Source organism: Epibacterium ulvae (assembly GCF_018678075.1).
In the GTDB taxonomy this organism is placed as follows: Bacteria; Pseudomonadota; Alphaproteobacteria; order Rhodobacterales; family Rhodobacteraceae; genus Epibacterium; species Epibacterium ulvae_A.
Genome location: NZ_JAHHIR010000035.1, coordinates 137,833 through 162,956, shown reverse-complemented (window position 1 = coordinate 162,956; position 25,124 = coordinate 137,833). Strand labels below are relative to the sequence as shown.

The 25,124-nt window shown below is 58.1% G+C and carries 20 protein-coding genes and 1 tRNA gene; 11 read left to right on the top strand and 10 right to left on the bottom strand.

Going from position 1 to position 25,124, the window contains the following annotated elements; genetic code table 11:
- Positions 1-5: 5 nt before the first annotated feature.
- From KMP13_RS10030 to KMP13_RS10020, 3 genes are all read left to right on the top strand, one after another.
- A complete protein-coding gene (locus KMP13_RS10030; RefSeq protein WP_215265713.1) occupies positions 6-767 on the top strand; it encodes a class II aldolase/adducin family protein in 762 nt (253 codons plus the stop codon).
- 103 nt (positions 768-870) lie between these two features.
- On the top strand, positions 871-2,151 hold the full coding sequence (locus KMP13_RS10025; RefSeq protein ID WP_215265712.1) for an MFS transporter: 1,281 nt from the start codon (positions 871-873) through the stop codon (positions 2,149-2,151).
- 256 nt (positions 2,152-2,407) lie between these two features.
- Entirely contained in the window at positions 2,408-4,015 is a 1,608-nt protein-coding gene (locus KMP13_RS10020) for a glucan biosynthesis protein (RefSeq protein WP_215265711.1), read from the top strand.
- A 122-nt stretch (positions 4,016-4,137) separates the two neighbouring features.
- Here KMP13_RS10020 and KMP13_RS10015 read toward each other — a convergent pair whose 3' ends face one another.
- Positions 4,138-4,275 (bottom strand): hypothetical protein, encoded by a 138-nt coding sequence (locus KMP13_RS10015; RefSeq protein ID WP_215265710.1) that lies wholly within the window; start codon positions 4,273-4,275, stop codon positions 4,138-4,140.
- Positions 4,276-4,803: 528 nt separating this feature from the next.
- On the opposite strand from KMP13_RS10015, the gene KMP13_RS10010 reads away from it, so the two are divergent.
- Entirely contained in the window at positions 4,804-5,334 is a 531-nt protein-coding gene (locus KMP13_RS10010; RefSeq protein ID WP_215265709.1) for a carboxymuconolactone decarboxylase family protein, read from the top strand.
- A gap of 86 nt (positions 5,335-5,420) precedes the next feature.
- Here KMP13_RS10010 and KMP13_RS10005 read toward each other — a convergent pair whose 3' ends face one another.
- The gene (locus tag KMP13_RS10005; RefSeq protein WP_251363782.1) at positions 5,421-6,485 is read right to left on the bottom strand and encodes a winged helix-turn-helix domain-containing protein; all 1,065 of its coding nucleotides are present in this window, start codon (positions 6,483-6,485) and stop codon (positions 5,421-5,423) included.
- 247 nt (positions 6,486-6,732) lie between these two features.
- A tRNA-Thr gene (locus KMP13_RS10000) sits at positions 6,733-6,808 on the bottom strand.
- A 225-nt stretch (positions 6,809-7,033) separates the two neighbouring features.
- Between KMP13_RS10000 and KMP13_RS09995 the strand changes: the two genes are divergently transcribed.
- From KMP13_RS09995 to KMP13_RS09985, 3 genes are all read left to right on the top strand, one after another.
- Positions 7,034-7,858, top strand: coding sequence for a hypothetical protein (locus KMP13_RS09995; protein ID WP_251363781.1), 825 nt, complete (start codon positions 7,034-7,036; stop codon positions 7,856-7,858).
- 44 nt (positions 7,859-7,902) lie between these two features.
- Positions 7,903-8,892: a hypothetical protein gene (locus KMP13_RS09990; protein WP_215265706.1), complete on the top strand. Its 990-nt coding sequence runs from the start codon at positions 7,903-7,905 to the stop codon at positions 8,890-8,892.
- 95 nt (positions 8,893-8,987) lie between these two features.
- A complete protein-coding gene (locus KMP13_RS09985; RefSeq protein WP_215265705.1) occupies positions 8,988-10,280 on the top strand; it encodes an O-acetylhomoserine aminocarboxypropyltransferase/cysteine synthase family protein in 1,293 nt (430 codons plus the stop codon).
- A gap of 44 nt (positions 10,281-10,324) precedes the next feature.
- Here the strand turns inward: KMP13_RS09985 and KMP13_RS09980 are convergent, their stop codons facing one another.
- Positions 10,325-11,059, bottom strand: a complete 735-nt coding sequence (locus tag KMP13_RS09980; protein WP_251363780.1) for an SIMPL domain-containing protein — start codon at positions 11,057-11,059, stop codon at positions 10,325-10,327.
- A 255-nt stretch (positions 11,060-11,314) separates the two neighbouring features.
- Here KMP13_RS09980 and KMP13_RS09975 point away from each other — a divergent pair, with 255 nt between their 5' ends.
- From KMP13_RS09975 to KMP13_RS09965, 3 genes are all read left to right on the top strand, one after another.
- Positions 11,315-14,302 carry a hypothetical protein gene (locus tag KMP13_RS09975; RefSeq protein ID WP_215265704.1) on the top strand — a complete coding sequence of 996 codons (2,988 nt, stop codon included), beginning with the start codon at positions 11,315-11,317 and terminating at the stop codon, positions 14,300-14,302.
- 251 nt (positions 14,303-14,553) lie between these two features.
- Positions 14,554-15,774, top strand: a complete 1,221-nt coding sequence (locus KMP13_RS09970; protein WP_215265819.1) for a PAS domain-containing protein — start codon at positions 14,554-14,556, stop codon at positions 15,772-15,774.
- A gap of 256 nt (positions 15,775-16,030) precedes the next feature.
- Positions 16,031-17,923: a monovalent cation:proton antiporter-2 (CPA2) family protein gene (locus KMP13_RS09965; RefSeq protein WP_215265703.1), complete on the top strand. Its 1,893-nt coding sequence runs from the start codon at positions 16,031-16,033 to the stop codon at positions 17,921-17,923.
- Positions 17,924-17,959: 36 nt separating this feature from the next.
- Here the strand turns inward: KMP13_RS09965 and cobT are convergent, their stop codons facing one another.
- Positions 17,960-18,976, bottom strand: a complete 1,017-nt coding sequence (gene cobT / locus KMP13_RS09960) for a nicotinate-nucleotide--dimethylbenzimidazole phosphoribosyltransferase (RefSeq protein WP_215265702.1) — start codon at positions 18,974-18,976, stop codon at positions 17,960-17,962.
- Between the two features lie 103 nt (positions 18,977-19,079).
- Here cobT and cobS point away from each other — a divergent pair, with 103 nt between their 5' ends.
- Positions 19,080-19,835 carry an adenosylcobinamide-GDP ribazoletransferase gene (gene cobS / locus KMP13_RS09955; RefSeq protein ID WP_215265701.1) on the top strand — a complete coding sequence of 252 codons (756 nt, stop codon included), beginning with the start codon at positions 19,080-19,082 and terminating at the stop codon, positions 19,833-19,835.
- 69 nt (positions 19,836-19,904) lie between these two features.
- Here cobS and KMP13_RS09950 read toward each other — a convergent pair whose 3' ends face one another.
- The 5 genes from KMP13_RS09950 to KMP13_RS09930 all read right to left on the bottom strand — a co-directional run bounded on the left by KMP13_RS09950 (position 19,905) and on the right by KMP13_RS09930 (position 25,050).
- Entirely contained in the window at positions 19,905-20,423 is a 519-nt protein-coding gene (locus KMP13_RS09950) for a CarD family transcriptional regulator (protein WP_215265700.1), read from the bottom strand.
- Positions 20,424-20,748: 325 nt separating this feature from the next.
- On the bottom strand, positions 20,749-21,087 hold the full coding sequence (gene fdxA / locus KMP13_RS09945; RefSeq protein ID WP_215265699.1) for a ferredoxin FdxA: 339 nt from the start codon (positions 21,085-21,087) through the stop codon (positions 20,749-20,751).
- 65 nt (positions 21,088-21,152) lie between these two features.
- Positions 21,153-21,527, bottom strand: a complete 375-nt coding sequence (locus KMP13_RS09940; protein ID WP_215265698.1) for an RNA-binding S4 domain-containing protein — start codon at positions 21,525-21,527, stop codon at positions 21,153-21,155.
- A 6-nt stretch (positions 21,528-21,533) separates the two neighbouring features.
- Positions 21,534-24,452 (bottom strand): helicase-related protein, encoded by a 2,919-nt coding sequence (locus KMP13_RS09935; RefSeq protein ID WP_215265697.1) that lies wholly within the window; start codon positions 24,450-24,452, stop codon positions 21,534-21,536.
- 31 nt (positions 24,453-24,483) lie between these two features.
- Entirely contained in the window at positions 24,484-25,050 is a 567-nt protein-coding gene (locus tag KMP13_RS09930; protein WP_215265696.1) for a tetratricopeptide repeat protein, read from the bottom strand.
- Positions 25,051-25,124: the final 74 nt, after the last annotated feature.

Here is a 25,124-nt window from a genome sequence, read left to right as displayed (position 1 = left end):
CATCGATGGAACAGACCCAGCGCCCCAACGGGATTGGCCAAGCGGAGTGGGAGGCGCGCGTAAACCTTGCCGCCTGTTACCGGCTGGCCGCGCATTTTCGCCTGACCGATCTAATCTATACCCATATCACCGCGCGGGTGCCCGACGCGGACGGGCATTTCCTGATCAACCCCTATGGTCTGCGCTGGGAAGAGATCACCGCGTCGAACCTGGTGAAGATCGACGTGGACGGAAACAAGATCGCACCCTCTACCTATAATGTGAACCCGGCTGGATTTACCATTCACTCAGCCGTCCATCGCGCCAGCCACGATGCGGCCTGGATCATGCACACCCATTCGCGCGCAGGCGTTGCGGTCTCAACCATGGAAGAAGGTCTGCTGCCGCTGAACCAGATCGCACTGCAGTTTTACAATCGTGTCTCTTATCACGACTACGAAGGCATCGCGCTGGATCTCGCAGAACGGGACCGGATCGTCGCAAGTCTTGGCAACAACCAAGCGCTGGTGCTGCGCAACCACGGGCTGCTGACCACCGGCGCAACTGCGGCGCGGATGTTCAACAATATGTTCTATCTGGAGCGCGCCTGCGAAATTCAGGTGGCCACTCTCTCCATGGGCCGCCCCCTGCGTGTGGTTGAAGATGCTTTGGCCAAACACGTTGCCCAGCAATATGACAGCCCCATGGGTGAGGATGACGATCTTGATCTGGAATGGGCCGCGCATCTGCGGCTCTTGGACCAGATCTGCCCCGACTATAAGAGCTGACAAGGGCTGAGCGCGGGCCGCTGGATTGCGGTGGCCCGGCTAAACAGGCAAAGATTACCGAAATACGTTTCCCTCTCTGACGCGAAGCTCTCTGAAGCCGACCATGCCTGCTGAGATCGTATTTTCCTTCCGCCAACTGACCCGCGTCGCGCAACGCCACATTCGCGTTTTTCAGGTCCAGCAGTTTCTGGACCGTTTTGCGATGGGCTTGACGGTGGCCGTCGTGGCGCTGACTTTGATCGACCGTGATATGGATCTTTTCCAGATCTCACTTCTGTTTGGCGTTTATTCAGTCACAACCATGGCGATGGAACTGCCCTTTGGCGGGCTCGCCGATAACATAGGACGCAAGCCCGTGTTCCTGACAGCGGTCGTTGCCAGCCTGATCTCGCTGGTTATCTTTTTGTCGTCCAACGATTTTTACGTTTTGGCTCTTTCCTTCGCCTTTATTGGTTTTGGTCGCGCCTTGCGCTCGGGAACGCTCGACGCATGGTTCGTTGAGAGGTTCAAGGTCATGGCCCCGAACGTCGATATTCAAGCTGCGCTCGCCAAAGCCCAATGGGCAAACGCCATGGGGCTGGCTTTTGGTGCAATTTGTGGGGGCCTGTTGCCTGATGCCTTCGGTGACGTCGCAACCCGGCATGGTTTCAGCGTTTACGATACGTCCTACGCCGCTAGCCTGATCATGATGACTGGTTTGTTTTTCTTCACTCTAGTCGCCATCACCGAAAAGCCACGCCCACTGAATCCCAAGGCGCTCAGCCAAGGGTTTACGCGCGTACCTGCAGTGATCAAGGAAACCAGCCTCCTTGCCTTGAAACATCCGACCCTCTCGGTGCTTCTACTTGCCTTGGCGTTGGTATTAATGGCAACGAACCCAGTCGAAGTGCTCTGGCCCACCCACGTCAAAGGTATGTTGGACGAAGGCTACGCCAACACTGCAATTGGTGCTCTGACGGCGGTGTACTTCTTCTCAATCGCGATTGGTGCGGCGCTATCTCCCCACATCAATCGGATGTTCAAACGCCAAAATGCCGTCTCGCTTTGCGTGGCGTCGGCCTGTCTCGCAACTCTCCAAATCGTATTGGCGTTTCAGGGCGGCATTGTCGGTTTTGTTGGGATCTTCATATTTTTCTCTGTTGTCCTTGGCGCAACGGAAACGCCCGCCAGCAGCATTCTGCATGCCTGTGTCGAGAACCATCAACGGTCCACACTGCTGTCACTGCGATCCCTTGTGCAACAGTTTGGTGCGGCAACTGGTCTAATAGCCGTTGGTGGACTTGCGGAAAGCTACTCGCTGTCAATCGCTTGGATAGGAGGCGCCGGTTTCCTTATGATCGCCGTGTTGTTGACAGCCGCGCTGGCCAAGAGAGTAAGGCGCTGAGGCCGGCACCAACATCGTGGCTCCTGCCCTGTGCGGCATTTTGCCAATCCCCCGCCGTTTGGCGCAGCTACGTTGCCCCGGACGGCCCAGGCCTGATATCGCAACCGGGCATCCGGTTCCGGTCGCGCCTTGCGGATTTGGCAGGGTGTGCGCCCCATGAGTGTCAGTTTTCCTGCGTGGATGTGACTTAAGGACCGGCGCGAAACTGATATTGTTATTCTGGACACGTCCTGATCCCAATCGGAGCCCGATCGAAATGCGGTTTGCACCCTCTTTAACCCGACGCAGCTTTGTTGCCATGCTTTTGGCCACCACGGCCGTTCCCTCTTTTTCCGTGGCGCAAACAACAGCTGAGGCAGAACCGTTCTCGTTTGACTGGCTCAAATCCTACATGAAGGCCAAATCGGCAATGCCGGATACCCCCCCTGCGAAACTTGCAGGTTTTCTCGATCAGCTGTCTTATGACGACTACCGCAATATCTATTTCCTGCCCGAGGCCGCGCGGTGGAGCAATGACGGATCGCCGTTTCGGCTGCAGGCCTTTCACCCAGGCTGGTTGTTTCAGGAACCTGTTGAGATCTTTGAGATTTCCAACAGCACCGCAACGCCGATGGCGTTTTCCACCGATGATTTTGAATATCGCAACGCCCTGGAACGCCGGGTTCCTCCCCATGCGGAGCTGCCGGGGATTGCCGGGCTGAAAGTCACTGCGCCGTTCAACAGTGCGAAAAAATATGACGAGCTCATCACCTTCCTTGGGGCCAGCTATTTCCGCGCACTTGGTCGGGGCAACAGCTATGGTCTGTCTGCGCGCGGCCTGTCCATCGATACATGGTTGGGTGGCCCCGAAGAGTTTCCGCGGTTCTCGGCCTTTTGGGTGGTGAAGCCCGAAACCGAAACGGACGTGTTGGAGATTTACGCGGCGATGGACAGCACCTCGGTCACTGGGGCCTATAGGTTTGTGATCAAGCCCGGCGATGACACGGTGATCGAAGTGGAGGCCGAGCTGTATTTCCGCAATGCAGTCCAACAGCTTGGCCTCGCGCCGCTGACGTCGATGTTCTATTTTTCTGAACATTCCGAACGTCGGTTTGATGACTTCCGCCCACAGGTTCACGACACAGACGCGTTGAAGGTGGTGTTGACCTCGGGCGATGAATTGCTGCGCCCGTTGAACAACCCGCCGCGGGTATCCAACTCCTATTTCCCGGACACGGAGATGGCGCAGTTTGGCCTCATCCAGCGCGACCGTTCCTATGACGACTACCAAGACGCAGGCGCCCAGTACCACAACCGACCCTCGGTGATGATCGAGCCTGTTGGCGACTGGGGCGCAGGCAGCGTACGTCTGGTTGAGATCCCGGCAGAGCTGGAGATTGACGACAATATCGTCATGTTCTGGATCCCAGAGGACGCACCCCAAGCAGGCGACACGCGCAGCTATAGCTACAAAATGCACTGGGGTGCCCTGCCCCCGCTGGTGAATTCAGATCTGGCCTATGTCCTAAGCACCCGCACCGGCGTCGGTGGCCCCTCCGGCGTGCCGCTGACCAACCCCAATCTGCGGAAATTTGTGATCGACTTCGAAGGGGGCGCTTTGGGCGAGATGGCAGCCGATGCGGAACCGGTGCCGGTTGTGGCGACATCCGCCGGCGAGTTCTCCAACGTGGTGCTGCACAAGATCGACGACACGGCCAACCGCTGGCGGCTGTTCTTTGATGTTGATGGACAGGATGCGGATCTGATTGAGCTGACGGCTCATGTGGCCGGTGAGGCGCAGAAGCTGTCGGAAGTCTGGCTGTACCAATGGGTGCGCGACCCCGTTGTCGATACAGCACTTCAGACAGACCCACCGGGTCAGTAACACGCTGATCCCGGCATCTAATGCCCGAAAATGAGCGCCCGGTAAGGCGCTCAGATACGACAAGGAGAAGGCCGTCGTTTTTGCAGGTTCACCCCTATGGCTGGGGTCTAATCGGGCATTATTTAGCTGCCCTTGAGGTCTACCAATGTCGCCAGCGATTGGTTTGACAATGGCAGCTTCACAGGCTCGTCGACCTCGGCAGAGACGTCCGCCGTGGAGTAGGTCTCCATCACCATGCGGGCGTGCTCGAGGTCTACCATGACATTGCCGTCCAACGGCACCGCTTCGAGGAAGTGCAGCGCCTCTGGGCCCGTCTGCCCAGCAAAGGCATGGTCGACTTGGGATTTCGCGTGCCGTCCTTGACCGTGTTCAGCCAGTTGTCACGGCTGATGTCATTCAGGGTCAAGACGCCTTCGGTGCCGGTGATTTCGATCCAGGTGCCACAATAGTTCGGATAGCTCGGCGGCAAATTCTACCCGCCGCCGACAATGTTGGGAGAGGCGCTTTACACTTTCACCAACGAAGAACTGGTCCACAATATCGAGATCCTGGAAACTATCGCGCGTTCCGCCGAAGACCGCCGGACCGTTCATATCTCTGAGGTTTAAAACGCCAAAAATCTATCGAGCGACACGCGACGAATTTGGGGGAGACCATGTCACAACGACTAACCGGCACAATCCACGAAGACGCAACCGGAACCGCAAAACTGATCTTTGACGGATCGGACAAATTCCTAGGGCGCACAGCCAACCTGCAACGCATTCTGGCCACTCACAGCCCCTACCTTGCCCGATGGTTCGGCGATCTGGTGGCCGCGGTGCGTCAAGCCCGATCTGGGTGCCAGCACAGACCCGCGCCTGCGTGTACTAGCCTGCATCAAAACTTCGATTACCAATGCCTGCGAATATAGCACCGCGCATACAACGGTCTTTGGTCTGGGGCTTGGCATTTCCGAACCCGAGCTTGAGGCGATGCTGGACGACAGCTGTAAAACCAGCCCGCTGTTTGACGCCCGTGACAGCGCGACCATTGCCTGGTCAGAAGCGATGACCAAGAACACCGCCCAACGCGACAAGGCAGTGTGGGCCGCCATGAAAGAGAATTTCACCGATACAGAAATCGTCGAAATCTCCATGGCCTGCGCGATGCTCAACATGATCAACCGCCTCAACGACAGTTTCTGGACCGATCTTGAGACGGAAGAATACAACCAAAAGCAATGGGATGCCGTCGACGGTCTTTCGGTTGAAGATATCGAGGCCTTTGCCGCAAGCTTTGCCGAATTGAGCGCTGCGGAGCGCCCAGCGAAAGGCTAGCGTGACCCGCATGTAACATCACAGAAGGGCCCGGTGCAGCATGCTGCACCGGGCCCTTTTCAATTGGGGTCACAGGTCCATTGAGGTCAGCTTACGGCCCAATCCACTGTGCCCAAACCCGCAAGTTTCGCCAATCGGGCCAGCTCGGCCTCCAGCTTGGCCGCCCGTTTGGGCGTTTTGAGGCGCTCTGTTTCGGTCCAATAATTGGTCAATGTCAAAGTGCCTTTTGAGCGGTCGCCCTTGGCCTCGATCCGGCCAACGAATTTACTGCCCTCCAGCAGAGGATAGACATAATAGCCCCATTTGCGTTTGGCGGCGGGTACGAACATTTCAACCGTGTAGTCGAACCCGAACAACCGCGCCAGACGCACGCGGTCGCGAATGGCGGGATCAAAGGGGTTCAAGATCCGCAACCGCGTGGTGGGGTCTTTCAGTTCTTTGATCCGCTCTTCAATCTCCGCACAGGCCAGCGCGGGCGTCCAACTGCCATCGGCACCTTGCACGTCGACTTCAACCAGATCTGCCGTGTTGCTGTCGGCCCAGGCTTTGACCTCAGACGTCTCGCACGCTTCCCAGAATTTGCGGATCTCCCCCAATGTGCCAAAACCGATCCGGTCCAGGGCAGCATGGCACAGGTGGTCAACCTGTTGGCGGTCAGTCAGGTGCGGCAGGTCCTGCGGAAAGACCCGCTCCGCCAGATCATAGAACTTCTTGAACCCATCGCGGTGAGATGTCGCCAGTTCACCAGAATACCAAAGGTAGTCGAGCACCATCTTGTGGGGCGGCCGCTGCCACATGGCTTTTTCGCCTTTAACCTTGGTGTCAAAGTTTTGCGTGGACAAAGGCCCCTCTTCGGTGATCCGGCGCAGCACCTCAGCAATCAAATCGGGGTCGAGATGTTTGCAAAACCAATTGGACCGGCCGACCTGTTCCTTTTTGCGCTGAAACTGACGCTGCCACATGGGCAACGCATCCATCGGCAAGACCGAGGCATCGTGAGTGAAATGCTCAAACACCTGTCGCTTGTGACGCAAGAGCGGGTCCAGCATCTCTTCGCGGTAGTTCTGATTGCGGCTCCACAGGATATGATGATGCGCCCGCGAGACGACCTGGATGGTGTCGAGCTGCACGAACCCCAGTTGTTGGATCATCTGCAACACATCCAACGTACCCGTCGGTGTCTGCGCGAGACCATGCGACGTTAGCCAAAGCGCACGCGCTGTTGAATTTTTGATCTGTAGCCGAGCCATGCCGCCCCCTGTCGTTCACCTTTTGTTTCACACATGATCGCAAGATCGTTCGGATTTCAAGCGAAGTCTTTTGTGAGAAGGATCCCATCGCAATACGACGTCAAATTACCCCTGGGGCAAGACTACGGTGTTGCAACTAGGAGAAGAATGGTGCCCCCACACGGACTCGAACCGCGGACCTACTGATTACAAATCAGTTGCTCTACCAGCTGAGCTATAGGGGCATTGGCGGTGCTCCTACCGTATTGATTTGGGCTCTGCAAGAGACAATTGACCAGAAATTTCGAAAATTCTGCACGGCTGCGTATCAGTGTCGCCAAAAGCCAGCGTGAAATTTGACCCGCTCCCACCGAGGGGCTATGGCTGGATGCAACGACAGGTTTTTGAAAGTCCCATTTATGCAGGTAAACATTCATTGTGGCGCACATGCGACCGAGGAAGACCGGTTGATGAAAAGCTTGCTGCGCAACAAGGAAATCTTTGTCAAAACCCGCACCGCTGTGCCCGGCCCCGGAAAATATCGTGAACTGATCAAGGGTTGCATGGCCGCGATGGAAGATGGGCGACCAGCCGACACACAAGGACAGGCCCTGTGGGATGCTATTTTGGACGGCGAGGATACGGACCGCGTGATCCTGTCCAACCCGCATTTCTGGGGGTCCCAGCGTATGGCGTTGAGCGACAACCAATTGTACCCGCACGCCGAACAGCGCGTCTCTTATCTGAAGCAATTGTTTGCTCAGGACGACCTGCATTTGCACCTGTCCTTACGCAGCCCGGTAGGATTTGTGCCGGCGCTGCTGGAGAACGCCAACCACCAGCGCAAACGTGAGCTGCGGCGCGACAATGACCCGATACACATCCATTGGTCGGAACTTTTGCTGCGTCTGCGGCGAAACTTCCCTGAGATCCCGATCACTGTCTGGTGTTACGAGGATCTGCCGATGATCTGGGCCCAGGTGATCCGCCACATGGGCGGGATTGAACCGGGCGCGCGTATCAACGGGGGCATGGATCTTCTGTCTGCGATCATGTCCAAGGAAGGCATGCAGCGCTTACGGGCCTATATGCATCAGCATCAAGAGCTGAATGAGGAGCAGAAACAGCGGGTCACCCTGGCCTTTCTCGACAAATACGCGCTGGATGATGAGGTCGAGGAAGAGCTCGACATGCCCGATTGGACCGATAGCATTATCGAAGAGGCCTCGGACGCGTATGACCGCGATCTTGAGCTTATTGACCAGTTGGACGGTGTCACCCTTATTTCCACCTGACACCGTTTTCTCTTTTCTTCCTACCCTCGCGGAAATCCTGACATATGACCGATCCCGCCTTTAACATTGTCGTCGTCGCTCAGGCCGGCCGCCTGCAGTATGAAGCGCTGTTGTTTGCGGCCTCCTTGCGGCAGATGTCGCCGGATTTCAAAGGCAAGCTGTTTGTCGCCACGCCCCAACCCAATGATCTGTGGCCCCGTGATCCAAGCCTACGCGATGGCGCGGTGTTGGAGACCTTTGCCCGCCTCAACGCCACGATTTTACCGTTTGAGAACAAAGTCTTTGGCGCGCGCTACCCCCATGGCAACAAGATCGAGCTGCTGCAGGCCCTGCCCGCAGGTGAGCCCTTTGTGTTCTTTGACAGCGATACGCTGATCACCGGCGACATCACCAAAGTCCCCTTCGACTTTGATCGCCCGTCAGCCTCGCTCAACTGCACCCAGACCTGGCCGAAACCGACGCTGTATGGCCCCGGCTACACCGGCATCTGGAAATCGCTTTATGACCGGTTTGAGCTGGATTTCGACACCAGCCTCGATCTGGATCAGCCGGACGAGTTTTGGCGACGCTACCTCTATTTCAATGCCGGGTTTTTCTTTGGATCTTGCCCTGCGAAATTCGGCGCGCTGTTTCTCGACTATGCGCGCACCATTCAAGACGATCCGCCGATCGAACTGGTGGGCCAGCCGATGGATCCCTGGTTGGATCAGGTGGCCCTGCCGCTGGTGATCCATGCTTTGGGTGGGGGCCGCGACACATTGCCTGCGGGTTATCTGGACGGCGAAGTCAGCTGCCATTACCGTCTGTTCCCCCTGCTTTATGCCCGCGAAAGCGACCGCGTGATCGAGGTCTTGGAACAGGTGGCCGCCCCCAACTGGTTGAAAAAGGTCCTGAAAACCTATGAGCCGATGAAACGCATGATTTATCAGGGCAAGGGCCACAAGGTGCGCGCCCTGTTTGACCGCGACAATCTACCGGGGCGCGAACAGGCAATCCGCAAGCTGATCAAAGCCGAAGGCTTCTGGATCCGCTGAAGCCATTTTGCGGGCCTCCTTCTGCGCCCACCCTATTGTAAGCCACGCATACGATGCCTAACCTCCGCCCTCAGTAACAGGGAGGTTTATGAGTTATGACAGATGGTACCACCTATGGGTTCGACACGCTGCAAGTTCACGCAGGCAGCCAACCCGATCCCGCAACTGGCGCCCGCCAGACCCCGATTTACCAGACCACGGCCTATGTGTTTCGCGATGCGGAACATGCGGCCAAACTCTTTAACTTGGAAGAAGTGGGATATATCTACTCCCGCCTGACCAACCCAACCGTGTCTGCATTGCAGGAACGGATTGCGGTGCTGGAAGGTGGCGCGGGTGCGGTATGTTGTTCCTCGGGCCATGCGGCACAGATCATGGCGCTGTTCCCGCTGATGGGTCCGGGCTGCAATGTGGTGGCCTCGACCCGGCTTTATGGCGGCACGGTGACCCAGTTCAGCCAGACCATCAAACGCTTTGGCTGGTCTGCGAAATTTGTCGATTTTGACGATCCAGCAGCGGTTGCTGCAGCCATTGATGACAACACGCGCGCGATCTTTGGCGAGTCCATTGCCAACCCCGGTGGCTATGTCACCGATATTCGTTCGATCGCGGATGTGGCCGACGCGGCAGGCATCCCGCTGATCATCGACAATACCTCCGCCACGCCCTACCTGTGCAACCCGATCAAAGACGGCGCGACGCTGGTGGTGCATTCCACCACCAAATACCTGACCGGCAATGGCACCGTCACCGGTGGCTGCGTTGTGGACAGTGGTAAATTCGACTGGTCCGCCAACGACAAATTCCCCTCCTTGTCGCAGCCCGAACCCGCCTATCACGGTCTGGTCTTTCACGAGGCATTGGGCCCCATGGCCTTTACCTTCCACTCCATCGCCATTGGCCTGCGCGATCTAGGCATGACCCTGAACCCGCAAGCGGCGCATTACACGTTGATGGGGATCGAAACCCTGTCGCTGCGGATGGAGCGTCACGTTGAAAACGCGGTCAAAGTCGCCAGCTGGCTGGAACAACACCCGGCCGTCGACTATGTGACCTGCGCCGGGCTGAAGTCCTCGCCCTATTATGAGCGGGCGCAGCGCTGCTACCCCAAGGGCACGGGCGGTCTGTTTACCTTTGCGCTCAAAGATGGCTATGACGCCTGCGTCAAATTGGTGAATGCGCTGAACCTGTTCAGCCATGTGGCCAACCTGGGCGACACCCGGTCGCTGATCATCCATTCGGCCTCCACCACCCACCGTCAGCTCACGCCAGAACAGCAAGAGGCGGCTGGCGCCAACCCAAATGTGGTGCGCCTGTCAATCGGGATTGAGGACGCCAAGGATCTGATCGCCGATCTGGATCAGGCGCTGGCTGCGGCAACCGCCTAAGACTGAAAACCAGGCGCGCTGTTCAGGGCGCGCCCGTTGTTTTGCTATTCGCTGACATCCAGATCAAACACGACCGAGACGGAGTGATTGAACTCCAGCGATCCCGGCGCGATGGGAACAAAATCGCTGCGCGCGGCCTCCATGGCCATCATCTGCCCACCGCGATGCCCGCTTTGGTCGGTGATCTGGCGCACCGCCCCCAATTGGGCACCAGCGGCCTCGCTCAGAAGTGTCGCCTTGGCCATCGCGTCCTGAACAGCCGCCACGCGCAAAGCGTCTTGCAATGCGTCGGTGTCCTGCACGCCAAAGCGTAAACCCCTGAAATGATTGGCGCCAACTGCCAGAACCTGATCCAGAACCGGGCCAACATTGTCCAGATCAAACAGGCGGATGGTCAACATGTTGGAGGCTTCAAACCCCACGACATAGCGCCGCCCCTGACCATTGACCGTGCGGTCCTGCTCCCACCGGGGCGACAGGCTCAGCTGGCTGGTCTGCATATCCTCGGATGCGATCCCGGCTTCGACCAATGTGTCGATCACCGCCACCATCTTGCGTGAGGTTGTGCGCATGGCGGTCTGCGCCTCTTCGTCGAAACTGCTGACGCCAAGGGTCAAGGTCGCCATATCCGGCACCGCCGAAATCTGCGCCTCACCGCTCACTTGGATTTTGCGCACATGGGCGGCATCTGATTCCGCCGCAACCGGCGCAGCCGTCGCCAAAACGCACATAGATACAACCGCCACAGGGGCAAGTCTTTGATACCAACTTTGTTCCATCCGGAACCCTCCTCAATAACAGTTCAAATCAAGGCAACCCTCCGCCACTTTACAAGAGGTATGCGCGTCTTGTTCTTTAACTTTTGCACCTCCTTGGTTAAGATGCGACGATAAAAGAAAGCCCCAGCATGATGCGCAGGCTCACAATAAAAATGATGGTTTGACGGCGGAATGAAACCGAGTTTTGCACTTTCCTTGTCATCGACAGGCATAACCCTCTTGCACCGTGCGTCCGGGGGATGGCGCAATGTGGGGATGGTCACATTTGACAGCCCCGATCTGGATGCGGATCTGGCGGACTTGCGCAGCAAAGGGTTGGACTATGCCAGCCCGATGAGCTGTAAGCTGATCCTGCCCAATGACCAGATCCGCTATCTGACGCTGGACACCGGTGACATCAGTGACGAGACGCGCCTGGCCGAAGTCCGCCTCGCCCTCGCCGATGCCACACCTTATGAACTGCACGAACTGGCCTTTGACATCAGCGCCGATGGCACGCGCACCCATACCGCCGCCGTCGCCTATGAGACCTTGCAAGAGGCGGAACATTTCGCCCAGATCCACGGGTTTAACCCCGCGAGTTTTGTGGCACAGCCCGGCGAACATGGCTTCCTGGGCGAGCCGTTCTTTGGCCCTACTGCCGCACTGCAAGGCGCCGAAGTGACACCTGACGGCATCGCCGTAGTCGACATTGGCCCTGCCCTGCTGCCAGAACCGGACCCGGTCGGAGAAGCTGTTGAAGCCAGTGAAGCATCTGTCGCCGCCGAAAATGCAGCACAGGAACCTGAGCTGACTGAAACGGCGGACATTGCAGTCCCAGACGCCCCAGTTGACGCAGACCGAGTTGATGCGGGCTCAAGTGATCTGGACAGCCCAGCCGCTGACGATCTGGAAGATGAACTGGCCCCGCACTCGGCAGCAAATGATCTGACCAAGGCCGCAAGCGAAGACACACAAGACGCTGAAAACCAGACATCAAATGCAGCGCCACGTGACGCGTTGCCCGAGCAGGCAGACGACACCCCCGCGCCCGCAACGCCAGACGTGCCAACACCGCCCCGCCGTCCAACGGTGGAAGATGTGGCCGCGCAACTGTCCGCCCGTGCGGCGCAAGCTCTGGCGCGCGATGACCTGCCTGACAAGGTCTCTCCGCAGGAACCAACCGGCTTGCCAGAATCGCTGGACTTTAGCGCGGTTGCCAATTTGGCAGCCCCAACGCAGGACACCCCTTCGCCCACGCCCACGGCCAAGGCTCCAAAAGAAACGGTTGAAACACCTGAGGATACGCCCAAACCTCCCGTGGTTGGCTTTACCAGCCGACGCACCGCAAGCCCCGATCTGGGCGCTGCAAAACCCGTGCCTGCCACGCAACGCCCGGCTTCGCGCATTCCAACCCTATCTGCCGTGCGCTCAACAAACACGCCAGTCGGCGCCGCTGCTGCCGAGGCTTCAACAGCACCCAAAGTAACGGCCAAAGCCTCCAAACCACCTGTGGCCGATGCGCTCGCAGCGGCGCGTATTTTGGCCCAAGGGGATGCGTCAGAAAAACCCGACGCTGGCGCCGTCCTGGCACAGATCAAACCCAAGCAAATCGCAGTCCCCGCAGGCTCAAAAGCCGCGCGTGACGCAGCCGCTGCCCGCGCGGAATATGAGGCCGAAAAAACTGGCAAACCCAAAACCGGTGCGGTTGCGCGTGCGATTGGCGGCAAACCCCGGTTCCTGGGGCTGATGCTGACCTCGCTTTTGCTGTTGTTGATGGCCGTGGTTGCGGCGGTTGCTTTCTGGTCGGACGCTCGGTTTGATGACCGTGATCCGGCGTTTGAAACACCTGAACCGGCCACATTGCTGCCGGACCCTGTCGACACGACGCGCGACATCGCCCCCCAAGACACAACACCGACTGCCCCAACGGGCGCATCTGTCGAGGATGCGGCCCCGGCTGGGGATTCGACCCCAGCCGAACAACCGCTTGTTGGAGCAGCCCCCGACGCATCGCCCGCCACCGTGGACGAGCGCACTGACCTTGCCGAGATCACGCCACCCCCTTCTCCCGAACTCAGCCCCACCGACACGGCGGTTCTGGACGCGTTGCACGCCGAAGACATTGCTGCGCGTCCAGAACCGCCGGAGACGGCCCCGGTGCCCGCCACCGAACCATCCGACACGCTCCCCGCGACAGATGACGCCGCCCAATTGGCGCAGACCCCGCCTGACGTCGGAATTGACCCAGAGGCCGAAGCCGATGCACTGGCCCTGCTTGACCCTATTGCCACGCCCGAGCTTGATGATCTGTCCCACCGCACGACCTATGCCGCTACGGGAATTTGGCAGAAAATCCCCGAAGGGCTGGCGCCGGATGCAACCGCGAATCGAGCGGATCTGGATGACATCTATGTCGCCTCCATCGACAACAGCGATTTGGCACGCGATTCGATTGCCTTACCGAACTCTGGTCGTTTTTCCACCGATCGAATCCAGAACGCCCTGCCCTCTCCGGTGCCGGCCGACAGTGAATTCGATCTGGATGAACGCGGACTGGTCGTTGCCACCCCAGAAGGCGCGCTGAACCCCGATGGCGTCACCATCTATCTGGGCCGCCCGGCCAAAGTCCCACCGACCCGTCCTGAATTTGAACCCATTGTCGAAGCCCCGGTTGCGCCGCAAATTGCACGTGTCCGCCCTCGCCCACGCCCCGCGGACCTGCAGGACCGGGCAGAACGCGCGCGCTTTGGCGGTTTAAACCTGGATGAACTGGCAAAAGTGCGCCCCCGTGCGCGTCCCGCTGGATTGATCCCTGCTGTTGTCGAACCCGAGGCCCCTGCCGTCGCAAACGCCGCAGAAGACCTGCCGCCCGCCACGGCGCTCGCGGTTGGAAATTCCGTTATTCCGCGCCAGCGACCTTCAAATTTCCAACGTCTCGTCGCCCGTGCCAAGGCAACGCCACAACCAGCCGCCGCGCCCGTCGCTGCAGTGGCCACTGTGACCCCTAGCATCCCCTCCAGCGCGAATGTCGCCCGTGAGGCCACCGTTGCAAATGTGATTGACCTGCGGGATTTGAACTTGATTGGCATCAGCGGGTCAGCTTCGGATCGCCGTGCCCTGGTGCGCATGCCGTCGGGTCGTATTCGCCGTGTAAAGGTCGGTGACAACATCGACGGTGGTCGCGTCACCGCCATCGACAACCAACGCCTGCTGTATCAGAAACGCGGCCGCAACCACACTTTGCGCCTGCCCAACGGATGATCACAAAATATCCGTGATCCGCGAGTTTTTTGTCGCTGATCTATAGTGCAGAACTTGCGCTCAGCCACAGGCAAAACGCCGACAACCGCCTGCGATCATTTGATGAAACAGGCACGTCCGCGCCTTTTCCCCTGAGCAAATACCCGCAGTTACAGATTGTTTTTGAACGATTTGACAGTCGTCGTTTAACGGCTTGGGAACATTTAGTCGTTAGACCACAGGGTAACTTACCCTATAGGATGGATTTTGCCGTGTCATATGTGGATCGCCGTATAGAACAGCGCCCCAAAAGTGGTGAAGCTCCCTTTGCTCTGAACGAAGTCTTCTTCTCGCGCACGGATGGGCAAGGCACAATTCGTGCCGGAAACTACGTATTCAAGCGGGTCTCGAACTACAGCTGGGAGGAGCTTCTGGGAGCTCCCCATAGTGTCATCCGCCACCCCGACATGCCGCGTGGTGTCTTTCATATTTTTTGGGAGACGATCAAACAGGGCAAGATCATGGGAGCCTATGTGAAGAACCGCGCCAAGGACGGTTTGCACTATTGGGTCTATGCGGTGATTGTGCCCTGTGGCGACGGATACTTGTCAGCTCGAATCAAACCTTCTAGCAAGGTTTTCAGTGAGATCCAGCGCGACTACGCGGAGCTTTTGAAAGCCGAACAAGAATACAGTTTACAGCCCGAAGACAGCGCTGCGAACATGCTCGAAATCCTCAACGCAAAGGGGTTCGCCTCTTATGAGGAATTCGCGCTTCACGCCTTATGCGAAGAACTGCTAGCTCGGAGCGAAGCTCTGGGTAATAATTCCTGCCTCAACATCGATAACCTGCGCAAAATGCTAACGAATGCGAACACCCTGGTGGAAGAGACCGAAGGGTTGGTGCAAGACTTTGAGGCGATGAATACCATTCCCCATAACTTGCGGGTCATCGCATCGCGCATTGAACCTTCGGGAGGGCCGGTAACCGTTCTGTCGCAGAACTATGGCGCAATGTCGCGCGAGATGAGTGATTGGTTCTCGGCGCATGTGATGGGCAAAAACAGCAATTTTGCAGCGCTGCAAGATAGCGTGCACAACAGCCTGTTTGTCGAATGTATGGTTCAGATGCTCACCGAGTGTAATGACCAACTGCAAAAGGAGCGGCGCGATCTTGATGGAATCGACATGAGCACCGAGCGCGACATATTAGCTGAACTGGTAAAGACCCAAGTGAAAGACGCCGAAGCAGGAATGCAAAAGGTCGACAGCGAAGCAGAACGCATTCTTCGCGCCTGCCAGGTCATGCACCGTCATTTCCTTGGCCTGAGCTCGACACGTGTATTGTGTAAGATCGAAAGCGCACGCCTACCGGAATCCGGTGAAACGCTCTCTGATATCATCGACCAGCTTGGAAACTTCCAAGAACGGATCTCGCAGCGGCTGGAACGAATTGCCAACCTCAGCACGGATATCCGTGCAGTCGAAGACTAATCCCTTTCTCGACTTGGCCGCCTCAAAACAGCGCCGCCCTATAGGCGGTGCGCTTCAGTTTGGTTTGCGTCCATCAATCCAGCTCGCTTCAAAAGACATCTCTCCCGATAGATTGCACCTAAAATGCTTCCGTATGGACGGCTATCCATCGATTTTTCCCTGTCCGCATTGTTTACGTGACAAGCTAAGGGTGCAATCCGCCTACCCTTCGGTAAAATCGTTGCCCCTGCCCCCGTTACCTTGCCATAACAAACGCATGGAAAGTTTTCTGTACCAAGCCTCGATTTACCTGGCCGCCGCCGTCATCGCCGTTCCCTTGTCTGCACGCTTGGGGCTCGGCTCCGTGCTGGGATACCTTGCAGCTGGGATCATCATCGGACCCATCCTGGGGCTTGTCGGCGCAGAAACCGAAGATCTGCAACATGTGGCGGAATTCGGCGTTGTGATGATGCTGTTCCTGATCGGTTTGGAACTTGACCCGCGCGCTCTTTGGGCGATGCGGCGCAATCTGTTAGGACTTGGCGGCGGGCAAATCCTGTTCAGCACGCTGTTGTTGATGGGCGCCTCACTGGCCGCTGGCCTGACTTGGCAGATGGGACTGGCTATCGGACTGGCCCTGTCGCTGTCGTCCACCGCGATCGTGCTGCAAACCCTGTCCGAGAAAGGCTTGATGCAGACCGGAGGCGGTCGTGCGACCTTTGCCGTGTTGCTGACCCAAGACATCGCGGTCATCCCGATCCTCGCCATGTTGCCGCTGCTGGCTGTCGGCCAATCGCCGCAATTTGCCCCCGATGGATCCATTGCCCGCGGGCTGGAACATGAAGCGGGCCACGGCGGCGATCATGGGTTTAACCTTTCTCTGGTGGACGGGTTGCCCGGTTGGGGCGTCGCCCTAGTCACTTTGGCCGCATTGGCTGCGATTATTCTGACGGGTATCTATCTGACACGACCAGTCTTTCGCTTTATCCACGCTGCAAACCTGCGTGAGATGTACACGGCCCTAGCCCTACTGATCGTTGTCGGCATCTCATTCCTGATGACTTTGGTTGGCCTGTCCCCTGCCCTCGGCGCATTCCTGGCCGGAGTGGTTCTGGCGAACTCGGAGTTTCGCCATGAAATCGAAAGCGACCTGACACCGTTCAAGGGGCTGCTCCTGGGGCTGTTCTTCATCACCGTGGGCGCCGGCATCAATTACCACCTGTTTCTGGCCAATCCCGGAGATCTGATCGGCCTGGCTGTGTTGGTCATTCTGGCCAAGGGCGCGGTGCTGTTTGTGGTCGGGCGCATGTTTGGTCTGCGCCAGCGCAATCACTGGCTGTTCACCCTTGGCCTTGCCCAAGCGGGCGAGTTTGGCTTTGTGCTGCTGGCCTTTATCAACCAGCTGTCGATCCTGCCCGAAAGCCTGTCAGAAAAGCTGCTGCTGGTGATCGCCCTGACGATGTTGATCACGCCGCTGCTGTTTATCATCTATGATCGCCTGTCGCGGCACATGCGCGACAGCACGCCCGTTGAACCCGACGCCGATGAAATTGATGAGGTCGGCCCGGTGATCGTGGCTGGCATCGGCCGCTTTGGGCAGATCGTCAACCGTCTGGTGCGCGCCAGCGGCTATAACACTGTGGTGCTGGACAGCGATATCGAGACGGTGCAGTTGATGCGGCGCTTTGGGGTCAAAAGCTTTCTTGGTGACCCTACCCGCCCGGAGCTGTTAAAGGCCGCCGGCATCGCCAAGGCCAAGGTGCTGGTGGTGGCGCTGGACGATCCGGATTACACCACGCGGCTGACGGAATATGCCCGCCGCACCTATCCGGACCTGCATATCATTGCCCGCGCCCGCGATCGCCATCACGTCTATGACCTTTATAAAGCGGGGGCCGATGACATCGTGCGGGAAATGTTTGACAGTGCCCTGCGCGCCGGTCGCTATGTCTTGGAAAATGTTGGGCTCACCGAATATGAGGCCGCCCAGGCCGAGCAGACGTTTTTTGCCCATGACCGGAAAACCGTGCGGGATCTGGCCCAGCATTGGGACCCGGAACGCCCTGCTAGCCAGAACGCCGAATACATCGCCCGCGCTCGCGAGCTGGAAAAAGACCTGGAAACCGCGCTTCTGGAACTGGTCGAACAAAAAGTGCGCGACACCGGGTGACGCGCATTGTGATGTTTTTCGCCCGACCCGCGCGGATCAACCGTCGCTGACACCCGCTTCGTCAAAGGTCGCCATACCACTGTGGCACGCCAGCGCCCCGCGCAAAACTTGGATCGCCAATGTCCCGCCGGACCCTTCGCCCAGACGCATGTCCAGCGACAACAGCGGCACTTTGCCAATTCGGTCCAGCAACGCCTGATGCGCAGATTCAGCGCTGACATGACCGGCCACCGTGTGGTCCAGCGCGCCCTCTACCGTCTCCGCCAGACAGGCCGCCGCAGCACAGCAGATAAAGCCATCCAGGATCACCGGAATTCGCAGCATCCGGGCGGCGGCGATGGCACCGACCATACCCGCGATCTCGCGCCCGCCCAAACGGGTCAAGGCATCAAGCCCGTCGTTGATTTGATCCTTATGGGCCGCAACCCCGTCTTCGACAATCCGCGCTTTGGAGGCGAGGCCGTCGTTGTCCACACCGGTACCCCGACCGGTCCAATCGCTGGCTGTACCCCCAAACAGGGCGTGACACAGGGCAGCGGCTGCCGTTGTGTTGCCGATCCCCATTTCACCAACCACCAAGAGATCCGCTGCGGGGTCCACAGCCTCCCAACCAACGGCCAGAGACGCCAGAACTTCCTCTTCGCTCATTGCGGTGTCTTGGGTAAAATCCTGGGTTGGCCGATCCAGTTGCAAGGCCACGACATCCAGCTGCGCCGCAACCAGACGCGCCAACTGGTTGATCGCCGCGCCGCCGCGTTCAAAGTTCTGCACCATCTGTTCGGTGACTTCGGCTGGAAAGGCCGACACACCGCGCTTGGCAACGCCGTGGTTGCCGGCAAAGACGATTACCTGTGGCATATGTAGCTGCGGACGCAAGTTCCCGCGCCAGCTTGCATACCAAATCGCCAGATCTTCTAACCGGCCCAAAGATCCCGGCGGCTTTGTCAACTGACCGTTCAGCACCGCGGCGGCAACTTCGATATCACTATTTATTCCTGGCGCCGCGGCAAGCAGCGCTTTGAACTTTGTCAGAGAGGTAAGCTGTGGAAGCATTCCCGGCCCTCATTGCAACTTTATTTCGAACAGGCTTTAACCGGTATCGTCATCTTTATCCATCGCTGGCGCGCAATCATACTCCAACAAAGGCTCAAATAGGATGAAAACCGACATCAGGTTACGCGACATTGCTTTATCCTTACTCCTGCTTACACGGTTACCGGTCCCCAAAGTCCCTGACAGTGATTTGGACCGCCAAGCCCAATCCGCATGGGCATTTCCCGTTGTCGGCTTGATCATTGGTGGCTTTGCAACCCTGACAATATTGATTTTGCAACATCTTGGCCAGCCAGATGTGGTTTGCGCAGGTTTGGCGCTAACGCTCTGCATCTTTTTTACCGGCGCGATGCACGAAGATGGGCTTGCGGACACGGTTGATGGATTTTGGGGCGGCTACACAAAGGAACGGCGTCTGGAGATCATGAAGGACAGCCACATCGGCACCTACGGCGTTCTGGCGTTGATTCTCTCGTTGGGGCTGCGGTGGATGACGCTTGCGACGCTGATCGCCACAATCGGTGCCTGGGTGATGATCCCGATTGCTGCCCTGTCGCGGGCTGCGATGCCAGTTCTGATGATCTCACTGCCCAATGCGCGCGATCATGGGCTGTCGCATCACGTGGGCACCCCCAGCCGCCGCCCAGCCGCGTTGGGGCTGGGGATTGCCATGAGTGTCGCCTGGACCACCCTTGGCGTTGGCGCGGCGCTGGTCTGTGTGGTCGTCGGTGCGCTAGGGCTTTTTGGCCTATATCATTTGATTAAGTGCAAGATCGGCGGACGCACGGGGGACACGCTGGGCGCCGCACAACAACTCGCCGAAATCCTTTGCCTGCTGACGCTGGTCAGCCTGACCTGAAGCCGACACAGAAAAACCCACCGCCCGCAGAGACAGACGATGGGTCAAAATTCACAACTGCGATTGCGATTACGCAGCGGCGGCGGCGCGTGATGTCAGAACATCGTCCACTTTGCGGGCTGCCAGAACCTCATCATTGCCGCCAACGGCTGCAACTTCACGGGTCAGACGCTCCAACGCCGCTTCATACAGCTGGCGCTCGGAATAGCTCTGCTCGCGCTGATCATCGGCGCGGTGCAGATCGCGAACAACTTCGGCAATTGCGATCAGATCGCCCGAGTTGATCTTTTGCTCATATTCCTGCGCACGACGCGACCACATGGCACGTTTGACTTTGGCTTTGCCCTTCAGGGTTTTCATCGCCTGCTCAATCACATCAGGAGAGCTGAGCGAGCGCATGCCGACTTCGACGGCTTTGTTGGTCGGAACCCGCAGGGTCATCTTGTCTTTTTCAAAAGTGATGACAAAAAGTTCGAGCGCGAAACCTGCCACTTCTTGTTCTTCAATCGAAATGATCTGTCCCACACCATGCGCCGGGTAGACGACGTATTCATCGGGGCGGAACTCGAGCTTCTTCGATTTGGTCATATAGGTCTTTCCTCACTTGCGTACCGGTTCCACCGGCTTTTGAAGGACTGTCAGTGCGAACAGACCAACCAGCCGAGCTAACGCGTGTTGCTCGCATCGGTGATGGTTCTGAACATGAACTGACGCTGTGCGACTTCCCCCATCGCCCAGCCAGCGGTCCCCTACGAAACATTCTAGATCAAACGATTATACCACAAAAAAAGAGCCCCTAAAAGGCGCTCCTCTTTTCGAAAGCGAATTAGCTAGGCCCAATCAACCCAAGGGAGACCTCCCTTTCTGCGTCGCAGAATCTCGCAAGCGCAGAAATTAGTGCAGTCTCTGTGACTTAACCGCCTTCGCCGGGGGCTTCAGAGAAATATTTCTCCAGCTTGCCCTCTTCGCCGTCTTTCTCTTCGTGTCCGGGCATCGGGTCTTTCTTGGACACGATAACAGGCCAGAGTTCAGAGTATTTGCGGTTAAATTCTACCCACTTATCCATTTCTGGATCGGTGTCGGGGCGAATCGCATCCGCCGGGCATTCCGGCTCACAGACGCCACAGTCGATGCATTCGTCCGGATGGATCACCAAGGTGTTCTCACCCTCGTAAAAGCAATCAACCGGGCATACTTCGACACAATCGGTGTATTTGCATGCGATGCAGTTATCTGTAACGACGTAAGTCATCGGGTCTTGGTTCCATTCGTCTGTTTGGCGTCTAGCTAATCCAGCTTACCTGGTTCTTCAAGGGATCAATAGGTGTCGCGGCCACGAGTAAGATCAAGCGCCCTGCGCTCTTTCTTATCAGGACGCCCCTTTCCCTCAAATCGCGGATTTTTCGGCACAGCGTCCCGCCACTCGGTTTTGTCTAAATACAGGGTTTGCGCCTCTTTAGCCGGTCCTCGCCGCTGGCCAAGGTCCAAAACCTCGACAACACGGACTTGTGAGCCTTGTGAAAAGGTCAGCACATCGCCTGCGGTCACGTTCTGTGCGGGTTTCAGGGCTTTCTGCCCATTCAGCCGCACATGACCCGCACCAACTTCTTTGGCGGCCAGGCTGCGGGTTTTGAAAAACCGCGCATACCATAGCCACTTGTCGATGCGGATCTTGGCAACCGGGTCGACCATCGCGGCTTAATCGCCTTTGGTCAGCCCCATAAGCGCTGCTGCAAAGGGGTTGTCCGGGTCAATTGCTTTTTCCTTCTTGGGTGGACGAGACGAGAATGTCTTGGCCCCCTGGTTCTGGCGCGGGCTACCCTTTTTGCCGGGCTTGCCGCCCTTGGGTTTGCCTTTGCCGCCCCCACGTGGCTGACGGTCTCCCTGGCGTTCGCCACCACCGGCGCGCTCGCCCTGGGCTGCGTCATTGCGACGGCCACGGCCTGCGTTCTGGCGGTTGTTGTTGCGATTGCCACCCCAGGTGAAGGTGTAAAACACTTCGATCTCAGGCTCTGCATCCGTGGCCGCAGCTGCGGCTTCTGCTTCGACTGCATCTGGTGCGGCCTCGACAGCCACATCTGGCGCAGCGTCTGGTTCTGGTGCGGCCTCTGCTTCAACGGCAGGTGCCTCCTCGGATGCAGCACCCTCAACCGGTGCTTCAGCAGCGTCAGCCGCTGGTGCTTCAGCAGCGTCAGCCGCTGGTGCTTCAGCAGCAGGTGCGTCCGCAACCGGAGCCGCTTTGACCTTTTGACGTTCGCCTTTTTCAGCGCGGTAGCCCAGGCCCTGCATCAGGGTTGAGAACTGCTCCAGCGTCATGCCGGTGATCGACAACATATCGGCCTTGGCTTCAAACCCGCCGCGGCTGTCTTCGTTGCGCAGCATATCGGCCAGACGTTCCAGCATATCGATACGGATCATCCGCTCACCTGCGGCGCGATAGCCGCACATGGTGTCGTAACCCTGCGGCGCGCTGTCCACGGTTGGCACGGTGACCAGACCGGGGGGCGGTGCCACCGGGAATTCTTGCGAGCCATTGGCCAGCGACCACAGCACCAGACGCAGACGCGTCGGCGCGGGTTTCAGCAGCAAGGGCATAAAGATGGTGAACTGGCCAAAACGGATACCATGTTTGCGCAGCGCGGCGCGGGAATCCTGATCCAGGTCCTTTACCTCTTGCGCGACACCCGCACGGGGCAGAATGCCCAGCCCCTCAACCATGCGGAAGGCGAAGCCTCGCGCAAGACCGATCAGGGCTTCGTCGTTTTTGAGGTTTAGCATCGGCTCAAACAGAGTTGTCACCTTGCGGCTGATGAAATGCTGCAAGCGGCGTTCGACCTTTTGGGCGACCTCGGCTCCGGCGATTTCATCCACAAAGGCTTCGACCTGTGGCGACAATGGATCGCTGCCTGCGACCAATTTGCCAACCGCGTGTTCACCCCACATCAGCCCACCTTGATCGGTGAAATCGATCTCGGTGTCGGGCGCGTTGTAGAAACGATCTGCGCGCAGGTGGAAATGTGGCGCCAGCGCTTGCAGGGACGCTGATTTCAGCGCCTTTGCTTCTGCACCCTGTGCACTTTTGTCCGGTGAGAACCGGAACCCTTCGAGCCGTCCGACAAATTCGCCTTCGACGGTCACTTCACCCTGGTCATTTACTTCGGCCAAAAGGGCCTCCTTCTGTTTGAGCCGGCGCAAAAGCACGGATGTGCGCCGGTCCACAAATCTCTGAGTCAACCGCTCGTGCAGCGCATCTGACAATCTGTCTTCTACAGCGCGCGTTTGATCGCGCCAATGACTTTCGTCACTTACCCAACTGTTTCGTTGCGCCACATAGGTCCATGTGCGGATAAATGCCAATCTCTTGGATAAAGCATCGATATTTCCGTCGGTTCGGTCAATATGGCGGATCTGCCTGGCCAGAAAATCATCCGGAATACGGCCGCGTTCGTGAAGGTGTTCAAAAATAACTGTGAGTAACGAAACATGTTCGGCGTGGCTGATACCACGAAAATCGGGGATTCGGCATACGTCCCACAAAAGTTTTACGCTCGGTGCATCGCTGGCACGCGCCGCCACCATGCCATCCTGTCCCATGGTTCTGAGCGTGCGCAAATCATCCGCCTCGCGCGCCTTCATCAGCCGCTCATGAGTCGGGCTGTGATCAAGCGAACGCTCCAAAGCGTCGATACTGCCAAACCGCAGATCCGCAGAGCGCCAGTTCAGCTTTTTCAACGGCGTGAACCGGTGGTCCATAATCGCACTGGCGGTCTCTTCATCGAGCGGACGTGCATCACCGGTGACACCGAAACTGCCGTGGCTCATGCCCCGCCCGGCCCGGCCTGCAATCTGCGCCAGCTCATTGGGTGCCAGCGCCCGCATCCGGCGGCCATCAAATTTTGCGGTCGAGGAAAACGCCACATGGTCAATATCAAGGTTCAGCCCCATGCCAATCGCATCGGTGGCCACCAGATAATCCACCTCACCATTTTGATACATGGCGACCTGGGCATTACGGGTACGCGGTGACAGCGCGCCCATCACCACCGCCGCACCGCCTTTTTGGCGGCGGATCAGCTCGGCGATCGCATAGACATTGTCGACCGAGAACCCAACAATGGCGCTGCGCGGTGGCATGCGGCTGATCTTTTTGGAGCCCGCATAGACCAGGTCCGACATCCGTTCGCGCCGCATATATTCGACATCATCGACCAGATCGGCAATCGCGCCGCGCATGGTATCGGCGCCCAGAAACAGCGTCTCATGAGTGCCGCGCGCATTGAGCAGTCGGTTGGTGAACACATGTCCCCGTTCAGGGTCGGCGCACAGCTGGATTTCGTCGATCGCCAGAAAGTCACAGCCCATCCCTTCGGGCATGGCTTCAACCGTGCAGATCCAATAGGCGGCGCGCGGCGGCACAATGCGCTCCTCGCCGGTGACCAAAGCCACCACTGACGGGCCTTTGATCGCCACCACCTTGTCATAGACCTCGCGCGCCAAAAGACGCAGCGGGAAGCCCATGATCCCGGATCGATAGCCCAACATCCGTTCGATAGCGTAATGGGTCTTGCCCGTATTGGTCGGGCCCAGCACGGCCACAACCCGCGATGCGCGCATCATTGCATCACTCCTGAACAGCCATCTATGGGCCTTACAATTCCTTGCCCATCACGATGGGCGCCAGTCGTTCCAGCGCTGTGGTTACTTCCTTGTGATGCGGATGTATAGCCTTTGCACGCCGATAGGCCTCATAGGCTTTCTTGGGATCAAGGAAGTGCTCAAACACCGTGCCGAGTATATAGAGCGCGTCGTAATCATTGGGGTTCAGCGCCAGCGCCCGTTCCAGATCGGCAACGGCGGGGCCAAATTGATCCATCCGGGCAAAGACTTCGGAGCGTTTCAACCAGCCGCTAGCAAACTCAGGCGCGTGATCCACCAAGGCCGTCAGGTGATCCATCGCCACCCGCAGCTCACCGCGGTCGATGGCATCCTGGCCGCGCCGCAACAGCAGATCCATCGTGGCCGAGCCGCTTTTGTCCCATTTGTTGCGCAGTTCACGCTCCAGCCGCGTTGCCGCTTCGGCATCGGCTTCTGCCAGCTCTGCCAAAAGCTCTGTTTCGCCTTGTGATTGTGCGCTCACGATACCAGGGCTGGAAATCGTGACTATCGTAGCGGCTGTCGCAACGATAGCTTTGAACGTTAAGAGTTTTTCCAACATCATGGCTCCAGTCTATCTGCGCCGTGGCATATTTCCAGTATGAGTCTTTCACTCGTCACAAAGATGTGCACTTC

Bases quoted from the DNA above. Each gene is read 5' to 3' on its own strand.
- KMP13_RS09950 (WP_215265700.1), bottom strand. From the start codon at position 20,423: ATGACCAAATCGAAGAAGCTCGAGTTCCGCCCCGATGAATACGTCGTC.
- KMP13_RS09995 (WP_251363781.1), top strand. From the start codon at position 7,034: ATGAAAAGCTTGCTGCGCAACAAGGAAATCTTTGTCAAAACCCGCACC.
- fdxA (WP_215265699.1), bottom strand. From the start codon at position 21,087: ATGACTTACGTCGTTACAGATAACTGCATCGCATGCAAATACACCGAT.
- KMP13_RS09980 (WP_251363780.1), bottom strand. From the start codon at position 11,059: ATGGAACAAAGTTGGTATCAAAGACTTGCCCCTGTGGCGGTTGTATCT.
- KMP13_RS09930 (WP_215265696.1), bottom strand. From the start codon at position 25,050: ATGTTGGAAAAACTCTTAACGTTCAAAGCTATCGTTGCGACAGCCGCT.
- KMP13_RS10005 (WP_251363782.1), bottom strand. From the start codon at position 6,485: ATGATCCAACAACTGGGGTTCGTGCAGCTCGACACCATCCAGGTCGTC.
- KMP13_RS09935 (WP_215265697.1), bottom strand. From the start codon at position 24,452: ATGATGCGCGCATCGCGGGTTGTGGCCGTGCTGGGCCCGACCAATACG.
- KMP13_RS10020 (WP_215265711.1), top strand. From the start codon at position 2,408: ATGCGGTTTGCACCCTCTTTAACCCGACGCAGCTTTGTTGCCATGCTT.
- KMP13_RS09975 (WP_215265704.1), top strand. From the start codon at position 11,315: ATGGTCACATTTGACAGCCCCGATCTGGATGCGGATCTGGCGGACTTG.
- KMP13_RS09965 (WP_215265703.1), top strand. From the start codon at position 16,031: ATGGAAAGTTTTCTGTACCAAGCCTCGATTTACCTGGCCGCCGCCGTC.
- KMP13_RS09940 (WP_215265698.1), bottom strand. From the start codon at position 21,527: ATGGTCGACCCGGTTGCCAAGATCCGCATCGACAAGTGGCTATGGTAT.
- KMP13_RS10015 (WP_215265710.1), bottom strand. From the start codon at position 4,275: ATGGTAGACCTCGAGCACGCCCGCATGGTGATGGAGACCTACTCCACG.
- cobS (WP_215265701.1), top strand. From the start codon at position 19,080: ATGAAAACCGACATCAGGTTACGCGACATTGCTTTATCCTTACTCCTG.
- KMP13_RS10030 (WP_215265713.1), top strand. From the start codon at position 6: ATGGAACAGACCCAGCGCCCCAACGGGATTGGCCAAGCGGAGTGGGAG.
- KMP13_RS09990 (WP_215265706.1), top strand. From the start codon at position 7,903: ATGACCGATCCCGCCTTTAACATTGTCGTCGTCGCTCAGGCCGGCCGC.
- KMP13_RS09985 (WP_215265705.1), top strand. From the start codon at position 8,988: ATGACAGATGGTACCACCTATGGGTTCGACACGCTGCAAGTTCACGCA.
- cobT (WP_215265702.1), bottom strand. From the start codon at position 18,976: ATGCTTCCACAGCTTACCTCTCTGACAAAGTTCAAAGCGCTGCTTGCC.
- KMP13_RS10025 (WP_215265712.1), top strand. From the start codon at position 871: ATGCCTGCTGAGATCGTATTTTCCTTCCGCCAACTGACCCGCGTCGCG.